Genomic DNA, 21,329 nt, shown 5'->3' with positions numbered 1-21,329 from the left:
GGAAGGATCGGTCCCTTGGAGATCGTTGAATGAGCATGGTTGAAACCAACAGCAGGGCGAGGCACGGCAAACGCCGTGCCAATGCCCGCGTGAAAGCCGTTCTCGGCTTCGCCGTCACCGTCATCACCACCTTTCTGGGGCTGATGGCGGTCACATTCTTCATTGGCCGCGTCGTGCCGATCGATCCCGCGCTGGCGATCGTCGGCGACCGTGCGCCTGCGCATGTGGTCGAGCGGGTGCGCGAGCAGCTCGGCCTCAACCTGCCGCTCTGGCAGCAGTTCTTCCTTTATCTGAAACAGGCGCTATCGGGCGATTTCGGCACCTCCGTCCTCACCACCAATCCGGTGATGGAGGATATCAAGCGGGTGTTCCCGGCGACGATTGAACTTGCCACGCTCGGCACCATCATCGGCGCCGTCTTCGGCATTCCGCTCGGCGTGCTTGCCGCCGTCAAGCGCGGCAGCTTTGCCGACCAGGTGGTGCGCGTCATCGGCCTCATCGGTTATTCCGTGCCGATCTTCTGGCTCGGCCTCCTGGCGCTGCTGGTGTTTTACGCCCGGCTGCAATGGGTGGCTTATCCCGGCCGCATGGACATCGTTTATGAATTCACCTTCACGCCGGTCACGGGCTTCTTCCTGATCGACGCGATCTGGCAGCGGCAATGGGACGTGTTGTGGGATCTCTTCCGCCACATCATCCTGCCGGCCTGTCTGCTCGGCTATTTTTCGCTGGCCTATATCAGCCGCATGACGCGCTCCTTCATGCTGAACGAGCTTGGCCAGGAATATATCGTCGCGGCCCGCGCCAAGGGGCTTTCGGAAACCCGCATCATCTGGTTCCACGCGCTGCGCAACGCCGCCGTGCCGCTGGTAACGGTGATTGCGCTGTCCTATGCCGGTCTGCTCGAAGGTTCGGTGCTTACCGAAACCATCTTCGCCTGGCCGGGGCTCGGCCTTTACATCACCAATTCCCTGCAGAATGCGGATATGAATGCCGTTCTTGGCGGCACGATCGTGATCGGCGCCATCTTCGTCGGCATCAATCTCTTCTCCGATCTGCTTTACCGGACGCTCGATCCAAGGACGCGCAGCCGATGACCCTTTCGACCGATACGATCAAACCCTATAGCCGCGAATGGCTGCTCTCCGACCGGCCGGCCTCGCGCAAACAGGCGCGGCTTGGCCGCGCCTATGTCATCTGGCGGCGCTTTTCGGAAAACCGTCTGGCGCTGCTCGGGCTGGCCATCATCATCGCGCTGCTGTTCGTGGCGCTGTTTGCCGATGTTCTGGCCCCGCATAACCCGGTGCAGGGCGATCTGCGCAATGCCCGGCTGTTGCCGCCCGGCACGGAAGGTTATCTGCTAGGCACCGACGATCAGGGCCGCGATATTCTCTCGCGCCTCATCCACGGTTCGCGGCTGACGCTGTTCGTGGTTCTGCTGGTCGCCATCATCGCGGCCCCCGTCGGCCTTATCGTCGGTACGGTTTCCGGTTATGCCGGCGGCTGGGTGGATGCGGTTTTGATGCGCATCACCGATATCTTCCTTGCCTTTCCAAAGCTCGTTCTGGCGCTGGCGCTGGTCGCGGCCCTCGGGCCGGGCATCGAAAACGCGGTGCTCGCCATCGCGCTCACCTCATGGCCGCCCTATGCGCGCATCGCGCGCGCCGAAACCATGACCTTCCGCAATTCCGATTTCATCGCCGCGGTCAAACTCATGGGCGCGTCGCCCTTCCGCATCGTGTTGAAGCACGTCATGCCGCTCTGCCTGTCGTCGCTCATCGTGCGCGTGACGCTGGATATGGCGGGCATCATCCTCACCGCCGCCGGCCTCGGTTTCCTCGGTCTCGGCGCACAGCCGCCGCTGCCGGAATGGGGCGCGATGATCGCTTCCGGCCGCCGCTTCATTCTCGATCAATGGTGGGTCGCGGCCATGCCCGGCGTGGCGATCCTCATTGTCAGCCTCGGTTTCAACCTGCTGGGCGACGGTCTGCGCGATGCGCTGGACCCCAAGGAGGCGGGCCAATGAGTGCGCCGCTTCTGACCGTTCAGAATCTCCGCGTGTCCTTCCCCACCCGCACCGGGCTGGTGGAGGCGGTGCGCGGTGTTTCTTTCACGCTCGGCCGCGAGCGTCTCGGCATCGTCGGCGAATCTGGCTCCGGCAAGTCCCAAACCGGCCGCGCCATCATGGGGCTGACCCCGAAAAACGCGCATATCGAGGCGGATGCGCTGCGCTTCGGCGATATCGATCTGCTTAAGGCGTCTGCGAAAGAGCGGCGGATCATGCGCGGCAAGCGCATGGCCATGATCCTGCAGGACCCGAAATATTCGCTGAACCCGGTCATGACCATCGGCCGCCAGATCATGGAAACCTTGCGGACCCATGAAAAGATCGGCAGCGGCGAGGCGCGCCAGCGCACGCTCGCCATGCTCGAAGCGGTACAGATACGCGACCCAGAACGCGTCTTCGATCTTTATCCGCACGAGGTTTCCGGCGGCATGGGCCAGCGTGTCATGATCGCCATGATGCTGGTCTGCGGCCCGGAACTGCTGATCGCCGACGAACCCACTTCGGCGCTCGATGTGACGGTTCAGCTGGAAGTGCTCGACATCCTCGACAAGCTGGTGCGCGACCGTGGCATGGGGCTGATCTTCGTCAGCCACGATCTGCGCCTCGTCTCCTCTTTCTGCGACCGTGTTCTCGTCATGTATGCGGGCAAGGTGGTGGAAGAGCTTGCTTCCGCCAATCTGAAAGAGGCAAAGCACCCCTATACGCAGGGCCTGCTGAACTGCCTGCCGGAAATCGGCGGCCACCGGCATCCGCTGCCGGTTCTGGAACGCAAGCCGGAGTGGCGCGCATGAGTTCAGTTCTTTCCGTCCGTGACATGGTGGTCGATTTCGACGGTTACATCGCGCTCGACAGCGTCAGCATCGATGTGGCCGAGGGTGAATCCTTCGGTATCGTCGGCGAATCCGGCTCCGGCAAATCCACGCTGCTGCGCGCCATTGCCGGCCTCAACCATTTCGATGAAGGCTCCTTGAAGGTGGCCGGACGCTCCTATTCCGGCAAGCACCGCGACAAGAGCTTTTATAGCGATGTGCAGATGGTGTTTCAGGACCCCTATGGCTCGCTTCACCCGCGCCAGACGGTGGATGCGCTGCTGCTCGAACCGCTGGTCATCCACGGTCTCGACAATCGCGAGCAGCGCATTGCCCGTGCGCTGGACGAGGTGGGCCTCGGCTCCGGTTTCCGTTTCCGGTATTCGCACCAGCTTTCCGGCGGCCAGCGCCAGCGCATCGCCATTGCGCGTGCGCTGATCGTCGAGCCGAAAATCCTGCTGCTGGATGAGCCGACCTCGGCGCTCGACGCCTCCATTCAGGCGGAAATCCTCAACCTGCTGGAACAGGCCCGCAAGGACCGTAACCTGACCTTCGTCATGGTCAGCCACGATCTCGGCGTCATCAGCCACATGTGCGATCGCCTTGCGGTGATGAAAAGCGGCAAGGTGGTGGAAATGCTGGAAGCCGAGGCGCTGGAAAGCCGGGAATTCAGCGCGGATTATACAAGGCAGCTGCTGGTGGCGAGCGAGGGCTTCAAGCGCGCTTGAGGTGCCGCTATAGTCGGGTCAAATGACATCTTCCGTCATTCCGGCCTTGAGCCGGAATCCAGCGACCGCGCGTCTGCGCGGTCAGAGACTCTATTGCGATCAAGGACTTGATCGCGCTGGATGCCGGGTCAAGCCCGGCATGACGGACGGTGTCGGCCAAAACAAGGTATCCAGACCATGCAACTGCGCGCATTGATGTATTTCGACGAACTGGTCCGCACCAATTCCATGCGCGCCGCGGCGGAAAATCTGAATGTGGCGCCGACGGCGGTGAGCCGGCAAATCGAGAACCTCGAATATTATTTCGGCTCGCCGCTGGTGGAGCGCTCCAGCCGCGGCGTGAAGCTGACGGCGGCAGGCGAGCTGCTCGCCGCCCGCGCCGGCAAGACGCTGCGGGAACTCGACCATGTGCACCAACTCATCGACGATCTGAAAGGCCTGCAACGCGGCCGGGTCACGGTCTATGCCAATGGCGCGACGGTGGCCAATCTTCTGGCGCCGGTGCTGGCGCAGTTCAGCCTGAAATATCCGAAGCTGCGTTTCGAGGTACATATTACCAGCGCCCGGCAGGCAATGGAGGCGCTGGGTGCTGCGGAGGCCGATCTGGTCGTCAGCTTGTTCGCGCCGAAGCTTTCCGGCGTAAAAGTGCGCTCGCGCACCCGCATCAGCTACGATGCGATCTTCCCGGCCGGCTATGCGCTCGCGGCACAGCCGGAAGTCTCGCTGAAGGAACTGGCCGGGCTGCCGCTGGCCCTGCCGGACAAGAGTTTCGCTGCGCGTCAGGCCTTCGACACGCTGTTTGCCGATGCGGGCATCGAGCTTGATCCTGTTTTCATCACCAGCTCTTTGGAAATGCTGAAGGAGCTGGTGCTGGGCCACGCCGCCGCCACGCTGTTGCCGGCGCTTTCGGTGGCGCGGGAAATCCGCAGCGGCCAGATGGTCGCCGTTCCGTTGGCCGGGAAAAAAGGCATCCATACCCAGATCGATCTCTGCGTTGCGCCCGACCGGCAATTGTCCTTCGCCGCCTCCAAGCTCGCCGATTTCATTGAGCGCTTCATGCGCGAGGCGACGGCGGGATAAGCGAGATGGCCGGCAATCTGCCCGAAAGGTTGATTTCCATCCGCATTTCCGTGTAGCCATTTCAGCTACACGGAGCACACAAAAATCGAGATTGTGTGTGCGCCTGCAACATGACACTCTTTTTGCAACGGGCGGTCTTTCGAGGGCAAAAATGCCCCGGCCGCCAGACAGGGGACAATGATGCCACGCACTTATCTTTCGCAGGCGGCAACGCTTTCGCGCCGTACCGCGCTGACCCTCGCATTGGGCACGGCGCTCTGGCTGCCGCTTTCGGCAACGGTTGCCGAAGCCGCGCCGAAAACCGCGCTGACGCTTGGCATGGCCGTCGAGCCGGCCGGTCTCGATCCGACCATCGCCGCCCCCGTCGCCATCGGCCAGGTCACCTGGCAGAATGTCTTCGAAGGTCTGGTGAAGATCGACCGCGAAGGCAAGGTAAAGCCGCAGCTTGCCGAAAGCTGGGAAATTTCCCCTGATGGCAAGACCTATACGTTCAAGCTGCGCAAGGGCGTGACCTTCCATGATGGCGAGACCTTCGATTCCGCTGTCGCGAAATTTTCGCTGGATCGGGCGCGTGGAGAAAGCTCGGTCAATCCGCAGAAACGCTTTTTCGCCGCCATCGACAGTATCGAGACGCCGGATGCGACAACGCTGGTGCTGAAGCTGAAGCAGCCGGCCGGCAGCCTTTTGTACTGGCTCGGCTGGCCAGCCTCCGTGATGGTTGCGCCGAAGAGCGCGGAGAATAACCGCACTATTCCTGTCGGCACCGGCCCGTTCAAATTCGTGAACTGGACCAAGGGCGACAAGGTCGAGTTGCAGAAGAACGACGCCTATTGGGACAAGGCCGTTTCGGTGAAGCTGGAGAAGGCGACCTTCCGTTTCGTCTCCGACCCGCAGGCGCAGGCCGCGGCGCTGAAATCCGGCGATATTGATGCCTTCCCGGAATTCGGCGCACCGGAACTGATGACCTCCTTCGATGGCGACGCGCGCCTCGGCACATTCGTCGGCAATACCGAGTTGAAGGTCGTGGCCGGCATGAACAATGCCCGCAAGCCCTTCGATGACAAGCGCGTGCGTCAGGCGCTGATGATGGCGGTGGATCGCGGTACTGTCATTGAAGGCGCCTGGTCCGGCTTCGGCACGGCCATCGGCAGCCATTACACTCCGAATGACCGCGGCTATATCGATACGACCGGGGTACATCCTTACGATATCGACAAGGCCAAGGCGCTGCTTGCCGAAGCCGGCTATCCGGATGGTTTCAACTTCACCATCAAGGCCCCGCAAATGGCCTATGCCCAGCGCACCTCGCAGATACTGCAGGCAATGTTTGCCGAAATCGGCGTGACCATGACCATCGAGACCACCGAGTTTCCGGCCAAATGGGTGGCGGATGTCCTGAAGGGCGCGGATTACGACATGACCATCGTTGCCCATGCGGAGCCGATGGATATCGATATCTACGCGCGCGACCCCTATTATTTCAATTACAAGAACCCGACCTTCAACGACGTCGTGGCGAATGTGGAGAAGACGGCGGATGCCGGCGAGCAGGAAAAGCTCTATGGCGAAGCCCAGAAAATACTCGCGGAAGACGTGCCGGCTCTCTTCCTTTTCGTCATGCCGAAACTCGGCGTCTGGGACAAGAAGGTGAAAGGGCTGTGGGAAAACGAGCCCATTCCCTCGAATGTGCTGACGGATGTGCATTGGGAAGAATAGGGTTTGTTGTGAGGGGTAGGGCGCAGTTTCCCCATCCACCTCATTCCTGTGCCTGTCACAGGAATCCAGCCAGCCCAAGTCCTTGGGCTGAAAGGAGTCTCTCCGCCGCGCGGACGCGCGTCGGCTGGATCCCTGTGACATCCTCGGGCTTGTTCCGGGGAACAGGGATGAGGGAAGAGTGTGCGGGGATGACAACAAATCTCTCCACGATATCCGACTGCGAAACAAAGCAAGGAGAAGATGCCAGATGTTAGCCGTCCTCATCCGGCGTCTTTTAAGCCTCGTCATCACCCTGTTTGCCGTTTCCCTCATCATCTATGTCGTCATGGGCCTGCTGCCGGGCGATCCGGCGGCCATCATGCTTGGAACCTCGGCGAGCCCCGATACGCTCGCGGCGCTGCAGAAGCAGATGGGCCTCGATCAGCCGCTGCCGCTGCGTTATCTCCACTGGCTCGCCGGTGTGTTTCATGGCGATCTCGGGCAATCCTATACCTATGGCGTGCCGGTGGCGGGCCTGATCCTGGAGCGGTTGGCCGTTACCCTGCCGCTTGCGCTGCTGGCCGTCTGCCTTTCGGTGGCCATCGCCATTCCGCTCGGCGTTGCGGCGGCGCGGAGCCGCAACGGGGCGCTGGATTTTGCGGCCGGGCTGTTTTCGCATGTGGGCATTGCCGTGCCCGGCTTCTGGGTCGGCCTGCTGCTCATCATCGTCTTTTCCACCACGCTCGGCTGGATGCCGGCTGGCGGTTTTCCCGGCTGGACGCCGAGCTTTTCAGCGGGTCTCACGGCGCTTATCCTCCCGGCGGTCGCGCTGGCGCTGTCGCAGGCCGGGGTTCTTACACGCGTCTGCCGCTCCGCCGTGCTGGAAGTGATGAATGAGGATTTCGTGCGCACTGCCCGAGCCAAGGGCCTGAGCGAGCGGGTGGCGCTGTGGCGGCATGCGGTGCCGAATGCGATGATCCCTGTTGTCACCATGATCGGCCTGCAATTCACCTTCCTCATTGCCGGCGCGGTGCTGGTGGAAAATGTCTTCAACCTGCCGGGTCTCGGGCGGCTTGCCTACCAGGCGCTGACCCAGCGCGATATCGTCGTCATGCAATCCGTTGTGCTGTTTTTCTCGGCGCTGGTGATCGTCATGAATTTCGTGGTCGATATCGCCTATCTCTTCATCGATCCGAGACTGCGGGCAGGTGCGCGATGATGCGATTGATCCGTCGCCGCCCCGCCTTTGCCCTCGGCATCGCCGTCACGGTCTTTCTGGTCGCAGTCGCCCTGCTGTCGCTGGTCTGGACACCGGTGTCCCCCACAAAGATGCAGATCGTTCAGAAGCTGAAATCGCCCTTCGTTTATGGCGGCCTCGGCACGGATCATTTCGGCCGCGACGTGTTGTCGATGCTGATGGCCGGTGCGTGGAACTCGCTGTCCACCTCCATCGCCGCCGTCGCCATCGGCGCATTTATCGGCACGACCATCGGCGTTGCGGTTGCGGCGCTGCGCGGTTTCACCGAAACCGTGGTCATGCGCATCTGCGATATCATCTTCGCCGTGCCGCCCATCCTGTCGGCCATGATGCTCGGCGCATTCATCGGCACGGGACGTTTTACCGCCATCATCGCCATCGCCACCTTCATGGTGCCGGTCTTTGCCCGGCTGACGCTGGGGGCGGCGTTGCAGATATGGTCGCGGGAATATGTCACCGCCGCCACCAGCATCGGCCAGAACCGCGCCAAGATCACGCTTTTCCATATCGTGCCGAATATTTCCAACCAGATCATCGTGCAGGTGACGATCCAGCTCGGTCTTGCGATATTGACGGAAGCCGGCCTTTCTTTCCTCGGTCTCGGCATGCCGCCGCCCGCCGCCACCTGGGGGCGGATGCTGGCCGATGCCCAGACCTATCTTGGCGTGGCACCCTGGCTCGCCATCATGCCCGGCCTTGCGATTGCGCTCGCCGTCTTCGGCCTCAATCTTCTCGGCGATGGCCTGCGCGATCTGCTGGACCCGCGCGATACCAGCTGACCGTTTCAAGCCGATATCGCCCTTATTTCCTGTTTTTCTGACGAGACGATGCCATGACCGATCTCATAGACCTCAACACGCTCGAAATCCTGGCGCTTTACCGGGATAAGCAGCTTTCGCCATCGGAATATTGGCAGGCGGTGGAGGCGCGTATCGATGCTTTCGAACCGGTGGTGAACGCGCTTTACGCCTACGATCCGGAAGATGCACGCAGGCAGGCGCTGGCCTCGACGGAACGTTGGCAAAAGGGCGAAACGCTCGGGGCTCTCGATGGCATTCCGGTCTCGCTGAAGGAATTGATCGCCACGAAAGGCCACCCGGTGCCGCTTGGCACCAAAGCGGTGGAACTGGTGCCTGCGGCTGAAGATGCGCCGGTGGCAGCCCGATGCCGGGAAGATGGCGCGATTATTTACGCCAAAACCACCTGCCCGGATTACGGCATGTTGTCCTCCGGCCTTTCCAGTTTCCACAAGCTCAGCCGCAATCCGTGGGATCCCACCCAGAACCCCGGCGGCTCCAGCGCCGGTGCTGCCTCGGCCGGGGCTGCGGGTTACGGCACGCTGCATATCGGCACGGATATTGGCGGCTCGGTGCGGTTGCCGGCGGGGTGGACCGGCCTGTTCGGTTTCAAGCCGAGCCAGGGTCGCATCCCGGTCGATCCCTATTATACCGGCCGCTGCGCCGGGCCGATGACCCGCTCCGTTGCCGATGCCGCCTATGCCATGGCGACGCTTTCGCGACCCGACTGGCGCGACGGCACCTCGCTGCCGCCCAACGATATCGACTGGATGAACCTCGATATTAATGTGAAGAGCCTGAGAATCGGCCTGATGCTGGATGCCGGCTGCGGCCTGCCGCTGCACGAAGAGGTGCGTGACGCCGTGCTTTCCGCCGCGAAACTGTTCGAGGCGGCTGGCGCCATCGTCATACCGGTCGAGCCGGTACTGACGCGGGAAATGCTGGATGGGCTGGATGATTTCTGGCGGGCGAAGTTCTGGGGCGACATGGTGGCGCTGAGCGCGGACCGCCGTGCCGCGATCCTTCCCTATATTCATGAATGGGCGCAGAAGGGGGCGGATATTTCCGGCGCGCGCGCCGTTTTCGGTTTCAACCAGACCATGGAAATGCGTAAGGCTTGCGGGCGGTTGATGCAGTCCGTTGATGCGGTGATTTCACCCGTCAATCCCATCGTGTCCTATCCGGCTGACTGGGCCTCGCCCACCAATGATCCCGAACTCCCCTTCGAGCATATCGCCTTCACGGTGCCGTGGAACATGTCGGAGCAGCCGGCCTCCTCGATCAATTGCGGCTTCTCCAGATCGGGAATGCCCATCGGCTTGCAGATCGTCGGGCCGCGCTACGAGGATTTGTTCGTGCTGAAGCTTTCAAAGGCCTTCGAGAATTGGGGCGGTGGTGTGCGGCGCTGGCCGCAGCCGCCGCAGGCCCGCTGATCTCACCTTTATCGGCCCTGTAGTATTGCCATAATACCCGCATCTCGATCCCGCCTGTTAGGGTGCCCAAAGGCATTCGAAAACGGGAGGAGCAGACATGCCGAAGAAGATTTTGATGATCGCCGGCGATTTCGCCGAGGATTATGAGACCATGGTGCCGTTCCAGACCTTGGCTGCGGTCGGCCACACGGTGCACGCCGTCTGCCCCGGCAAGAAGGCCGGCCAGACCATTGCCACGGCCATTCATGATTTCGAGGGCGACCAGACCTATTCGGAAAAGCGCGGCCATAATTTCGCGCTCAACGCCACCTTTGCCGATATCAAGGTTGCGGATTACGATGCGCTGGTCATTCCCGGCGGTCGCGCGCCGGAATATCTGCGGCTCAACGCGGATGTGCTTTCGGCGGTGAAACATTTCTTCGAGGCCGACAAACCAGTGGCGGCCGTCTGTCACGGCGCGCAGCTGCTCGCGGCTGCGGGCGTCCTGAAGGGCCGTACCTGCTCGGCCTATCCCGCCTGCCGCCCCGAAGTGGAATTGGCGGGCGGCACCTATGCCGATATCGCTATCGATGCGGCCGTCACCGACGGCAAGCTGGTAACGGCGCCCGCATGGCCGGCGCATCCGGCCTGGCTCTCGCAATTCATGGCCGTGCTCGGCAAATAAGACTAGCGAAACGGGGCTTTTTCCGGCCCCGTTTTCCGCCTATCTTTCAGGCGTGGTGAGGGAGGAAACCATGTGCAAGCTTTTCATCAAGGCAGACCCGGCGCTTTGGGAGAGCCATACGCGGTCGCTCAGAATCGATGGCATGGTCACCAGCGTGAGGCTTGAAAACTTCTTCTGGTCGATGCTGGACGAGATCGCGCGGCGCGACGGTATGAACAGCGTGCAGCTGATCGCCAAGCTTTATAATGAATCGATCGATGCCGGGCACGATCTCGGCAATTTCACCTCGTTCCTGCGGGTCTGCTGCGGGCGTTATCTGGCGCTTCAGCTTTCCGGCGACATTCCGGCGCGCAGCGATATTCCGATTGCGGCGCTGGATGCGGACAGCATTCTTGAGGCGGAGCAGGTGAATTATCACTAGTTGGCAACTTTGCGCTTGATAGTTGGTCAACGTGTATTCGACGTCATCCTCGGGCTTGACCCGAGGATCCACCATCACGTGTGGCAATGGATCCTCGGGTCAAGCCCGAGGATGACGTGGAGAGGTTCTTGTGACGCAGGAACGCGTCTCCTCAGCTCTTCAGCGCTCTTGGATCGAGCGCATCGCGCACCGCATCACCGATATAGTTGACGCTCAGAACCGTCAGCGAAATCGCCAGCCCCGGCCACAGCACGCGAGAAGGCGTCAGTTGCAGGAAGTTCGCGCCATCGAACAGCAGCCGTCCCCAGGTCGGGAAATCGGAGGGGAAGCCGAGGCCGAGGAAGGAGAGCGCGGATTCCGTGATGATGGCGGCGGCGATGCCGAGCGTGGCCGAGACCATGATCGAGCTCAACACATTCGGCAATATATGCCTGAGGATGATGCGGTATTCGCGCATGCCGCTCGATTTCGCCGCCATGATGAATTCTTGGCTTTTGATCGTCAGCACATCGCCGCGCACGATACGGGCCGTATGCATCCAGCTGGTTATCCCGATCACGAAGACGATCAGGATGAAGATGCCGGTTTCCGGCCCGAAGGCCGCGCGCAGCGTATCGCGAAACAGCATCAGGATGACGAGCAGCAGCGGCAAAAGCGGCAGCGCCAGGAACAGGTCGGTCAGCCGCATCAGCGGGCCGTCCAGCCTGCGAAAATAGCCAGACAGCACGCCCACCAGCGTTCCGAGAAACAGCGCCAGCAGCATGGCGGTGATGCCGACGGCAAGCGAAATGCGCCCGCCGGCCAGAACCTGCGCCAGCATGTCCTTGCCGAGATTATCGGTGCCGAAAGGATGCGCAAGCGACGGCCACTGGTTGCGCGCCTTCACATTGATGGCGTTGGGCGCAACGGTGTGGATATAGGGGCCGACATAGACCGCCAGCAGGATGAAGACGAAGACGAAGAGGCCCGCCACGCCGCCCTTGTGAACGCGGAACTGTTTCCAGATATCGGCAAGGGCGGATTGCGTGGGGGTGGCCGCAACCGTCGGCGCTGCGATCGTGGCGTCAGTCATAGCGGATCCTCGGGTCGAGAATGCCGTACAGCACGTCGGCAATCAGGTTGAAGAGCACGATAAGCACCGCGAAAATGAAGGTGAGCGTCTGCACCAGCGGAATATCCGCGCCCTGAACGGCGGTGATCAGCAATTGGCCAAGCCCGTTCACGCGGAAAATCTGCTCGGTGATGATGGCGCCGGAAAAGATCGTCGGCACGCCGAGCGCAATCACCGTCACCACCGGGATCAGGCTGTTGCGCAGCACGTGGATGAGCAGAACGGATTTTTCCTTCACGCCCTTGGCGCGCGCGGTGCGCACATAATCCTGGTGCAGATTGTCGAGCATGGAGGCGCGCACGAAGCGGCTGATCTGCGAGACATTGTAGAGCGTCAGCACCAGCACCGGCAGGAACATCTGCTTCACCTGCGCCACGAAACTTCCCCAGTCGGTCACCTGAAGGTTGGTGTCATAAACGGACGGGAACCATTGCAGGTAGGAGCTGAAGATGACCACCAGCAGTACGCCGGTGAAGAAAGTCGGCACCGAATAACCGACCATCGAAACGAAGGTGCCGATCTGGTCGAAGATCGAATATTGCTTGTAGGCGGAGATGACGCCGATCGGGATGGCCAGCAGCGCACCGAAGAGATAGGCGAGGCCCACCACCCACAGCGTCTGCGGCATGCGCTGAATGACGAGATCGACCACCGGGCTGCGTGTCGCCCAGGAGAGTACCCGCATGCGGCTGCCATCGCCGATCTGCCAGCCGGTCAGCCTTTCAATGAGGTTCAGCGGTTCGTTGATGAAGAATTGCTGCAGCCACATCAGATAGCGGATGAAGAAGGGCTGGTCGAGGCCGAGCGAGGCGCGGATTTGCTCGCGCACTTCCGGCGGGATGGTGAGCGGCAGATCGCCGGTCGGGTCGTTCGGCGCAAGATCGAGCAGCGCGAAGATGACGAAGCTGATGACAAGCAGCGTCGGTACGGCAAAGGCTAGCCGCCGGAGCGTAAAGGTAAACATCTGAAACTCTCCAGACCCAGAGCGCGACAGGACGAAAATTGGGAGCGTTTTCGCCTTAACGCGGCAAATGTGTCTTCAGATCATGGTCCAGGGGCATGCAGAAGGCCGGCCTCTCCGGGGGGAGAAGCCGGCGCATCTGCGTGTTACTTCTTGCGGGACCAGTCCGCGACGTTCCAGAGTTCCGAATCCCAGGCATTCATGCGAACGCCTTCCAGCGTCAGCGAATGCGAGGAAACGCTGCCGCGGTGGATGAGCGGAATATGCGCTCCTTCCTCCGTCAGCATGTCGTTGAGCTGCTTGGAAATCTCCGCGCGCTTGGCAAGCTCGGCGGTCTTGGAGAGTTCACCCACCAGCTTGTCGAATTCCGGGTTGCAATAACGCGGAATATTCTGGCCCTGCCAGCCGTTTTCCGGGGCCGGGATCTTGTCGCACAGCCATTCCGCCAGATATTTTTCCGGGTCCGTGCCGTCGAAATTGTTGGTGTACATTTCGACGTCGGCATAAAATTTCTGGAAGGTATCCGGGCTTGCCGGGTCGCCGCCGAAGAAGACCGAGGCGCTGACATTGCGCAGTTCGGAGGCAACGCCGATCTGCGACCACATGTCCTTCACCAGTTCCTGCGTGGCCTGGCGAACCGAGTTGGTGGAGGTCTGGTAGAGGAAGGAGAGCTTCACGCCATTCTTGGCACGAATGCCATCGGCGCCCTTCACCCAGCCGGCATCGTCCAGCAGCTTGTTTGCGCCTTCCACATCCTGCTTCAGGCACCAGCTGTCATTCTTGGTGGAAGCGACGGCTTCCGGAGCCGGCACGATGTTGCAGGTCGGCTTGCCCGCTTCGCCATAACCCGCTTCGTCGATGACATCGCGGTCGATGGCGAGCGACAATGCACGGCGCACGGCGGGATCGGAAAGGGCAGGGTGCGGGCCGGCCTGCTTGGTGGAGCGCTTGTCGCCCAGCGAAGGATCGGCATTGTACCAGTTGAGATTGATACGCTCGACCTGGGTGCCGAAGGCTGTCTCAAGCTTGCCCTTACCGGCGGCCACCATGGTGGCGAGGATTTCCGGCTCCACCTGCATGTTCCAGGCATAGTCGAATTCGCCGGTTTCAAGAACGGCGCGCGCGGCGGAAGCGGCATCGCCGCCGCCCTTCAGGGTCGCCGTGGCGAAGGCGGGCTTGGCGGGGTCGCGGTAATTGGTGTTGGCGACGAAGCTGATGACGTCATTCGGCTTGAAATCCTTGACCACGAAGGGGCCGGTGCCGATGGGACCGAAATTGGCGGAAGTGCAGCCGGGTGCGGCAGCGCCGACGCATTTTTCAAACTGCTTCTTCTGGATGACCGGCGATTGCGCGCCGACGAATGCGGAATAGGGGTAGGGTTTCGGTTCGGTGAAGCTGACCTTGACGGTATGGGCGTCGACGGCCTCGACATTCTTCACGCCCTCATATTGCGCCGCCTGCGCGCAGCCGCCATCCGGTGCGGTGCAATATTTCCAGGTGAAAATAACGTCCTCGGCGGTGAGCGGCGTACCATCCGACCACTTCACGTCGCTTTTCAGCTTCCAGGTCATGCTGAGCAAATCCTTCGCGACGCCGCCATTGTCGATCGTCGGAATTTCGGTGACCAGCATCGGCACCAGCTCGCCCTTTTCGTCGTAGCGCGCCAGCGGCTCAATCACCATGGACGAGCTGTAGACTTCCTTCGTGCCACCGGAAAGATAAGGATTAAGTGTCGATACGGCCTGCCAGAACAGGATTTTCAGTTCGCCGTCACTGCCACGCTCGGCATGGGCGGCAGAGCCTGCCAGGGCCATGGCCGCCACTGTGCTGGCAAAGAGAACGCTGCGCTTCTTCATTGTAGTTTTCCCCTTTTTGGATTTTATCTATTTGAATGTTTGACGCTTTTCCCGTCGTCATGTGCAAGGTCTTTTATTCTAAGTATTTGACTTTGCTAAGGAATATTCCTCCATTCCCGATGATGCTATTGTCAGTTTTTTTGAAAAGCAAGTCCCAATGTTTCTTTGATGAACAAAAATTGAGCCATTCAGTTTTGGGCCTATTTTTCGCTCATGCAGCAAATTTCATGCTTGCAAAACGAGAAATTCCAAACGCAATATGGCGTCCGACAACCCGGCGGGGAACAAAAAAAGGGAAAAAGAGAATGCCGATATTGAACCGTGTGGCTGAAATGCAGGAAGAAGTTGCCGGCTGGAGGCGCCATCTGCATGAACACCCGGAACTGCTCTACGATGTCTTCGAAACATCGAAATTCGTGGCCGAAAAACTCAAATCCTTCGGCTGCGACGTGGTCGAGACCGGCATCGGCAAGACCGGCGTGGTCGGCATCATCAAGGGCCGGCACGGGGATGGCCCGACCATCGGTTTCCGCTCCGACATGGACGCGCTGCCGATCCTTGAGACGAGCGGCAAGCCCTGGGCTTCGAAGACGCCGGGCAAGGCCCATTCCTGCGGTCATGACGGGCACACCGCCATGCTTCTGGGGGCGGCGCAATATCTGGCCGAGACCCGCAATTTCAAGGGCTCCGTGGCGGTGATCTTCCAGCCGGCGGAAGAGGGCGGCGCGGGCGCGCTCGCCATGCTGAACGACGGCATGATGGAGAAATTCGGCATTTCGCAGGTCTATGGCATGCATAACGAGCCGGGCATTCCGGTCGGCAATTTCGCCATCCGCAAGGGATCGACCATGGCGGCGGCGGATAGTTTCGAAATCGTCATCACCGGCAAGGGCAGCCATGCCGCCGCCCCGCATCTTTCCATCGATCCGGTGCTGACCTCGGCGCATGTCATCATCGCCCTGCAATCCATCGTCTCGCGGGAGACGGACCCGTTGAAATCGCTGGTCGTCACCGTCGCCACCACCCATGGCGGCACGGCCGTCAATGTCATTCCCGGTGCGGTGACGCTGACGGGAACGGTGCGCACGCTCTTGCCGGAAACCCGCGATTTCGCCGAAAAGCGCCTGAAGGAAGTGGCGACCGCCACCGCCATGGCGCATGGCGCCACCGTGGAGGTGAAATATCATCGCGGTTATCCCGTCACCTTCAACCACAGTGACGAGACCGAATTCGCGACCGGCGTGGCGATGGGCGTGGCCGGTGCGAACGCCGTCAACACCAATCCGAACCCGCATATGGGGGCGGAGGATTTCTCCTACATGCTGGAAGCGCGCCCCGGCGCCTTCATCTTCATCGGCAATGGCGATACCGCCGGGCTGCACAATGCGGCCTATGATTTCAACGACGATGCGCTGCCTTACGGCATCAGCTACTGGGTTTCGATGGCCGAAACCGCACTTGCTGCGTAAGACATCCGGCGGCCTTCATGGCCGCCTTTTGCTTTTCAGGAGATCGGCATGCTTTTGGCGGCGACGTCCATGGAACAGACCGGCGGTTCGGTAAGCCCGGTTTTATCGGTTCAAAATCTCACCACATCCTTCCGCGTCGATGGCGGCTGGAAATCCGTGGTCCGCAATATGAGTTTCGAGATCGCACCGCGCGAAACGGTGGCGATCGTCGGCGAAAGCGGCTCCGGCAAAAGCGTCACCTCGCTCTCCATCATGCGGCTCCTCGATAAAAAGACGAGCCGCATCGAAGGAAAGGTCATGCTCGGCGGGCGCGACCTGCTGGCGCTGCCGGAAGAGGAGATGCGCAAGGTTCGCGGCAAAGACATTTCGATGATCTTCCAGGAGCCGATGACCAGCCTCAACCCGATCTTCCCGATCGGCAAGCAGATCGCCGAGGCGCTGACCGTGCATCAGGATATTTCCTCCTCCGCCGCGCGCGCCGAGGTCATCCGCCTGCTTGAGAAAGTCCGTATTCCCAATGCGAAGAACCGTTTCGACGATTATCCGCACCAGTTTTCCGGCGGCATGCGCCAGCGCGTGATGATCGCCATGGCGCTCGCCTCCAAACCGAAGCTGTTGATCGCCGACGAGCCGACAACGGCGCTCGACGTCACCATTCAGGGCCAGATTCTCGACCTCATCAAGACGTTGCAGGAAGAGGAGGGCATGTCGGTCCTGTTCATCACCCATGATATGGGCGTGGTGGCGGAAGTCTCGGACCGCACCATCGTCATGTTCCGCGGCGATGTGGTGGAAACCGGCACCACCGACGACATCTTCCATCGCGGTCGCCACGCCTATACGCGGGCGCTGCTTTCGGCGGTGCCGAAGCTCGGCTCGATGAAGGAGAGGGTGCTGCCGGCCCGTTTCCCGATCATCGATATCAAGACCGGCGAAAGCCAGCCCGTCGCGGAGGTGAAGGACACGGTCTCCGGCGGCCGCACGCCCATTCTTTCGGTCAAGGACCTCACCACCCGTTTCGATATCCGCACCGGCCTTTTCGGCCGCAAATCCGGCGCCGTGCATGCGGTGGAAAAGGTCTCCTTCGATCTCGCCGAGGGCGAAACCCTGTCTCTCGTGGGCGAATCTGGGTGCGGCAAGTCCACCACGGGCCGCTCCATCACCCGGCTGATCGAGCCGACATCCGGCAATGTCATGCTCGATGGTTACGAGGTGCTGAAGCTCGACAAGACGACGCTGCGCACCATGCGCCGCAGCGTGCAGATGATCTTCCAGGACCCTTTCGCCTCGCTCGATCCGCGCATGAGCATCGGCACGGCGATCATGGAGCCCTTTATCGAGCATCGCCTCGGAACCAAGCAGCAGGCCCGCGAAAAGGCGGCCGATCTTCTGGAAAAGGTGGGCCTCAGCCCGGATATGATGCGGCGCTTCCCGCATGAATTTTCCGGCGGCCAGCGCCAGCGCATCGCCATTGCCCGCTCGCTGATGCTCGACCCCAAGGTCATCGTCGCCGACGAGGCGGTGTCGGCGCTCGATGTCTCGATCAAGGCGCAGGTCTGCAACCTGCTGCTCGACCTGCAACAGAGCCTCAACCTCGCTTTCCTGTTCATTTCCCATGACATGGCGGTGGTGGAGCGCGTCAGCCATCGTGTGGCGGTGATGTATCTCGGCGAGATCGTCGAAATCGGCCCGCGTGCGGCGGTTTTCGACAATCCGCAGCATCCCTATACGAAAAAGCTGATGTCCGCCGTTCCGGTGCCGGACCCGGCGCGGCGGCAGATCCGGCGCAACATGGCGACCGACGAGATCAAAAGCCCGATCCGGCCGGTGGACTACGTGCCGCCGCAGCGCCATTACCGCGAGGTTTCCGCAGGGCATCTGGTGCAGGAAGCGGCGTGATCGAACAGTGTCGGCTTCGGGCTGAGGGCTGATACGGGAGCGAGTGGTCGCCCCTTGTTTCTTCTCCCCGCCGGGGAGAAGGTCGCGGCAGCGGGATGAGGGGGCGAGGGTAGAGATATACGGAGAGGGTGCCCCCTCATCCGACCCTTCGGGCCACCTTCTCCCCGGCGGGGAGAAGAAACGCGCCGCACCGCCACGCCAGATGATTTTAGGCCCGCTGAGCGCTCTCTTCCGCATCCCCCGTTTGACAGCCGACGCAAAAAAATGCCAGCAAATGCGCAAGCATAATTCTCAAAGGGCAGCGGCATGGCCAGACGAAACGACGCACATGGACGGCTGGACGATGCGGCCCGTGCCGGCTGGCTTTATTATGTCGCGGGCCGCACGCAGGATGAGATCGCCGCCGCCATGGGCATTTCCCGGCAATCGGCGCAGCGGCTGGTGTCGTTGGCCGTCGCCGAGCGGCTGATCAAGGTGCGGCTCGATCATCCCATCGCCGCCTGTCTCGAAAAAGCCGAACGGCTGAAAGAGAAATTCGACCTGAAATATATCGAGGTGGTGCCGAGCGATCCGGCCGGGGTCTCCTCCACTGTCGGCATTGCCGAGGCCGGCGCGGCGGAAATCGAGCGCTGGCTGAAGAATGCCGATCCCATCGTGCTCGCCATCGGCACCGGCCGTACCTTGAAGGCCGCTGTTGATCAACTGCCGCCGATGGAATGCCCGCAGCACCGTATCGTGTCGCTGACGGGCAATATCGGGCCGGATGGCTCGGCCGCTTATTATAACGTCATCTTCAGCATGGCCGATGCCATCAAGGCGCGGCATTTCCCAATGCCGCTGCCGGTCCTGTGCTCTTCTGCGGAAGAGCGGGAACTGCTGCACGACCAGTCCATGGTGCGCTCCACGCTGGCGCTGGGTTCCGCGGCCAATGTTACCTTCGTCGGTGTCGGCGAACTTGGCGAAAACGCACCGCTCTGCGTCGATGGTTTCCTCGGCGTGGATGAGATGAAGGCGCTGATGGCAAGCGGTGCCGTCGGCGAGATTTGCGGCTGGATGTATGATGCCAATGGCCGCATTCTAGAGCATTCCGTCAACGAGCGCGTCGCCTCCGTTCCCATCCCTTCAAGAGACACCTGCACCGTCATCGGCATGGCGCAGGGCGCACGCAAGAACGCCTCGATTCTGGCGGCGCTGAGGGGCGGTCTGCTGAACGGCCTCATCACCGATGAAGTCACGAGCGAATATTTGCTCACTCACTGAGCAAAAATTAAACACATAAAATCAATGGCTTGGTTTTTCCATGTGCGTCGCAGCACAGGATGTCGCTTGACTTTTTTGCTAATGAGGTGAGTAAATGCCCTAGAGCAAAGCGAATGCTCATCATTTTTCTTCTGGGAGGAAGATATGACATTGAAGACCATTTTGCTGGGCGCATGCTCGGCACTCGCCTTTTCGACCCTTGCTTCCGCCGAGACGCTGACCATCGCGACCGTAAACAACGGCGACATGATCCGCATGCAGGGTCTGACCTCGGACTTCACCACCAAGAACCCCGACATCAAGGTCGAGTGGGTGACGCTTGAAGAAAACGTCCTGCGTGAGCGCGTGACGACCGATATCGCCACCAATGGCGGTCAATATGACATCATGACCATCGGCAATTACGAAGTGCCGATCTGGGCCAAGCAGGGCTGGCTGCTGCCGCTCGAAAAGCTCGGCGACAAATATGACGTCGACGATCTGCTGCCGGCGATCCGCGGCGGCCTCTCCAGCGAAGGCAAGCTTTACGCCGCGCCCTTCTATGGCGAATCCGCCATGATCATGTATCGCAAGGACCTGTTCGAAAAAGCCGGCCTGAAGATGCCCGATAGCCCGACCTGGGAATTCATCGGCGACGCCGCCCGCAAGATTACCGACCGCAAGGCTGATATCAACGGCATCTGCCTGCGCGGCAAGGCCGGCTGGGGCGAAAACATGGCCTTCATCAGCGCGCTCACCAACTCCTTCGGCGGCCGCTGGTTCGATGAGAACTGGAAGCCGCAGTTCGATCAGCCGGAATGGAAAAGCTCGCTGCAGTTCTACGTCGATCTGATGAAGGATGCCGGTCCGTCCGGTGCTTCCTCCAACGGCTTCAACGAAAACCTGACGCTGTTCCAGCAGGGCAAATGCGGCATGTGGATCGACGCCACGGTCGCTGCTTCCTTCGTCTCCAACCCGAAGGATTCCACCGTTGCCGACAAGGTCGGTTACGCCATCTTCCCGACCCATGGCGAGCTGAAGAACCACGGCAACTGGCTGTGGTCGTGGAACCTCGCGATCCCGAAGAGCTCGCAGAAGGCGGAAGCGGCCGAGAAGTTCATCTCCTGGGCAACCAGCAAGGAATATACCGAGCTTGTCGCTTCCAAGGAAGGCTGGGCAAACGTGCCTCCGGGCACCCGCACCTCGCTTTACAAGAATGCCGAGTATGAAAAGGCCGCCGCCTTCGCCAAGCCGACGCTTGCCGCGATGGATGCCGCTGACATCACCAAGCCGACCGTAAAGCCCGTGCCTTACACCGGCGGTCAGTTCGTGGCGATCCCTGAGTTCCAGGCGCTCGGCACCACGGTCGGTCAGCTGTTCTCGGCAGTCGTTGCCGGTCAGTCCAGCGTTGACGATGCGCTTGCGGGCGCCCAGTCGACCGCGACGCGTGAAATGACCCGCGCCGGTTACATCAAGTAATCCTCCCGAAGATCGCTGTCCGGCGCCAATGCCGGGCAGCGAACCTTGGGGACGGCAAGCCGCCGGTCTGTACGGCGGCGTTTAAGCCCTTCAAATCAAAACAAGAATGAGCCGGTTCTTCCGGATATGCCGGGCGCATGTCGTGACGCCCAGGCCCAAGGGGAGGTGAGTGCAATGGCAACCCGAAACACAAGCGGATTAGCGCGGGTTATGCTTGCGCCATCGGTGCTGCTGTTGCTGGTGTGGATGATCGTGCCTCTGGCGATGACCCTGTGGTTCTCGTTCCAGAACTACAATCTCCTCAATCCGGCCAATGTCAGCTTCGCCGGTCTGTTCAATTACCAGTATTTCTATACCGACCC

Annotated in this window: 18 protein-coding genes and 1 pseudogene; 16 read left to right on the top strand and 3 right to left on the bottom strand. The window is 61.0% G+C overall.

Annotated elements, in window-relative coordinates; all coding sequences use genetic code 11:
- Nucleotides 1-29 precede the first annotated feature (29 nt).
- From L901_RS24585 to L901_RS24535, 11 genes are all read left to right on the top strand, one after another.
- Nucleotides 30-1,097, top strand: coding sequence for an ABC transporter permease (locus tag L901_RS24585; RefSeq protein WP_020813226.1), 1,068 nt, complete (start codon nucleotides 30-32; stop codon nucleotides 1,095-1,097).
- Nucleotides 1,094-2,026 (top strand): ABC transporter permease, encoded by a 933-nt coding sequence (locus tag L901_RS24580; RefSeq protein ID WP_003523147.1) that lies wholly within the window; start codon nucleotides 1,094-1,096, stop codon nucleotides 2,024-2,026. Before L901_RS24585 ends, L901_RS24580 begins: the two co-directional genes overlap by 4 nt.
- Complete coding sequence (locus L901_RS24575) at nucleotides 2,023-2,859, top strand: ABC transporter ATP-binding protein (RefSeq protein ID WP_059760899.1); 837 nt, start codon at nucleotides 2,023-2,025, stop codon at nucleotides 2,857-2,859. The genes L901_RS24580 and L901_RS24575 overlap by 4 nt, the downstream gene beginning before the upstream one ends.
- A complete protein-coding gene (locus L901_RS24570; protein WP_059760897.1) occupies nucleotides 2,856-3,605 on the top strand; it encodes an ABC transporter ATP-binding protein in 750 nt (249 codons plus the stop codon). Before L901_RS24575 ends, L901_RS24570 begins: the two co-directional genes overlap by 4 nt.
- A 177-nt stretch (nucleotides 3,606-3,782) precedes the next feature.
- The gene (locus L901_RS24565) at nucleotides 3,783-4,685 is read left to right on the top strand and encodes a LysR family transcriptional regulator (protein WP_059760895.1); all 903 of its coding nucleotides are present in this window, start codon (nucleotides 3,783-3,785) and stop codon (nucleotides 4,683-4,685) included.
- Nucleotides 4,686-4,865: 180 nt separating this feature from the next.
- Entirely contained in the window at nucleotides 4,866-6,401 is a 1,536-nt protein-coding gene (locus L901_RS24560) for an ABC transporter substrate-binding protein (RefSeq protein ID WP_082710834.1), read from the top strand.
- A gap of 247 nt (nucleotides 6,402-6,648) precedes the next feature.
- Entirely contained in the window at nucleotides 6,649-7,599 is a 951-nt protein-coding gene (locus L901_RS24555) for an ABC transporter permease (RefSeq protein ID WP_059760891.1), read from the top strand.
- Nucleotides 7,596-8,417, top strand: a complete 822-nt coding sequence (locus tag L901_RS24550) for an ABC transporter permease (protein ID WP_035228393.1) — start codon at nucleotides 7,596-7,598, stop codon at nucleotides 8,415-8,417. Before L901_RS24555 ends, L901_RS24550 begins: the two co-directional genes overlap by 4 nt.
- 53 nt (nucleotides 8,418-8,470) lie before the next feature.
- Nucleotides 8,471-9,868 carry an amidase gene (locus L901_RS24545; protein ID WP_059760888.1) on the top strand — a complete coding sequence of 466 codons (1,398 nt, stop codon included), beginning with the start codon at nucleotides 8,471-8,473 and terminating at the stop codon, nucleotides 9,866-9,868.
- Nucleotides 9,869-9,965: 97 nt separating this feature from the next.
- Nucleotides 9,966-10,532: a DJ-1/PfpI family protein gene (locus L901_RS24540; protein ID WP_020813219.1), complete on the top strand. Its 567-nt coding sequence runs from the start codon at nucleotides 9,966-9,968 to the stop codon at nucleotides 10,530-10,532.
- Nucleotides 10,533-10,602: 70 nt separating this feature from the next.
- Nucleotides 10,603-10,953, top strand: a complete 351-nt coding sequence (locus L901_RS24535) for a ribbon-helix-helix domain-containing protein (protein WP_059760886.1) — start codon at nucleotides 10,603-10,605, stop codon at nucleotides 10,951-10,953.
- A 151-nt stretch (nucleotides 10,954-11,104) separates the two neighbouring features.
- Here L901_RS24535 and L901_RS24530 read toward each other — a convergent pair whose 3' ends face one another.
- From L901_RS24530 to L901_RS24520, 3 genes are all read right to left on the bottom strand, one after another.
- Nucleotides 11,105-12,025, bottom strand: coding sequence for an ABC transporter permease (locus L901_RS24530; protein ID WP_003523158.1), 921 nt, complete (start codon nucleotides 12,023-12,025; stop codon nucleotides 11,105-11,107).
- Nucleotides 12,018-13,028: an ABC transporter permease gene (locus L901_RS24525; RefSeq protein ID WP_020813216.1), complete on the bottom strand. Its 1,011-nt coding sequence runs from the start codon at nucleotides 13,026-13,028 to the stop codon at nucleotides 12,018-12,020. The genes L901_RS24530 and L901_RS24525 overlap by 8 nt, the downstream gene beginning before the upstream one ends.
- 143 nt (nucleotides 13,029-13,171) lie before the next feature.
- The gene (locus tag L901_RS24520) at nucleotides 13,172-14,881 is read right to left on the bottom strand and encodes a peptide ABC transporter substrate-binding protein (RefSeq protein ID WP_059760884.1); all 1,710 of its coding nucleotides are present in this window, start codon (nucleotides 14,879-14,881) and stop codon (nucleotides 13,172-13,174) included.
- Between the two features lie 305 nt (nucleotides 14,882-15,186).
- On the opposite strand from L901_RS24520, the gene L901_RS24515 reads away from it, so the two are divergent.
- The 5 genes and pseudogenes from L901_RS24515 to L901_RS24495 all read left to right on the top strand — a co-directional run.
- Nucleotides 15,187-16,350, top strand: coding sequence for a M20 aminoacylase family protein (locus L901_RS24515; RefSeq protein WP_020813214.1), 1,164 nt, complete (start codon nucleotides 15,187-15,189; stop codon nucleotides 16,348-16,350).
- A 48-nt stretch (nucleotides 16,351-16,398) separates the two neighbouring features.
- Nucleotides 16,399-18,249 carry an ABC transporter ATP-binding protein gene (locus L901_RS24510; protein WP_059760882.1) on the top strand — a complete coding sequence of 617 codons (1,851 nt, stop codon included), beginning with the start codon at nucleotides 16,399-16,401 and terminating at the stop codon, nucleotides 18,247-18,249.
- Between the two features lie 306 nt (nucleotides 18,250-18,555).
- Entirely contained in the window at nucleotides 18,556-19,509 is a 954-nt protein-coding gene (locus L901_RS24505) for a sugar-binding transcriptional regulator (protein WP_020813212.1), read from the top strand.
- Between the two features lie 144 nt (nucleotides 19,510-19,653).
- Nucleotides 19,654-20,967, top strand: a complete 1,314-nt coding sequence (locus L901_RS24500) for a sugar ABC transporter substrate-binding protein (protein WP_003524929.1) — start codon at nucleotides 19,654-19,656, stop codon at nucleotides 20,965-20,967.
- Between the two features lie 174 nt (nucleotides 20,968-21,141).
- A pseudogene (locus L901_RS24495) lies at nucleotides 21,142-21,329 on the top strand (sugar ABC transporter permease); the annotation flags it as partial.

Source organism: Agrobacterium sp. D14 (genome assembly GCF_001526505.1).
In the GTDB taxonomy this organism is placed as follows: Bacteria; Pseudomonadota; Alphaproteobacteria; order Rhizobiales; family Rhizobiaceae; genus Agrobacterium; species Agrobacterium leguminum.
Note: the sequence above shows the minus strand (reverse complement) of the source record. Positions and strands in the feature narration are given on the sequence as shown.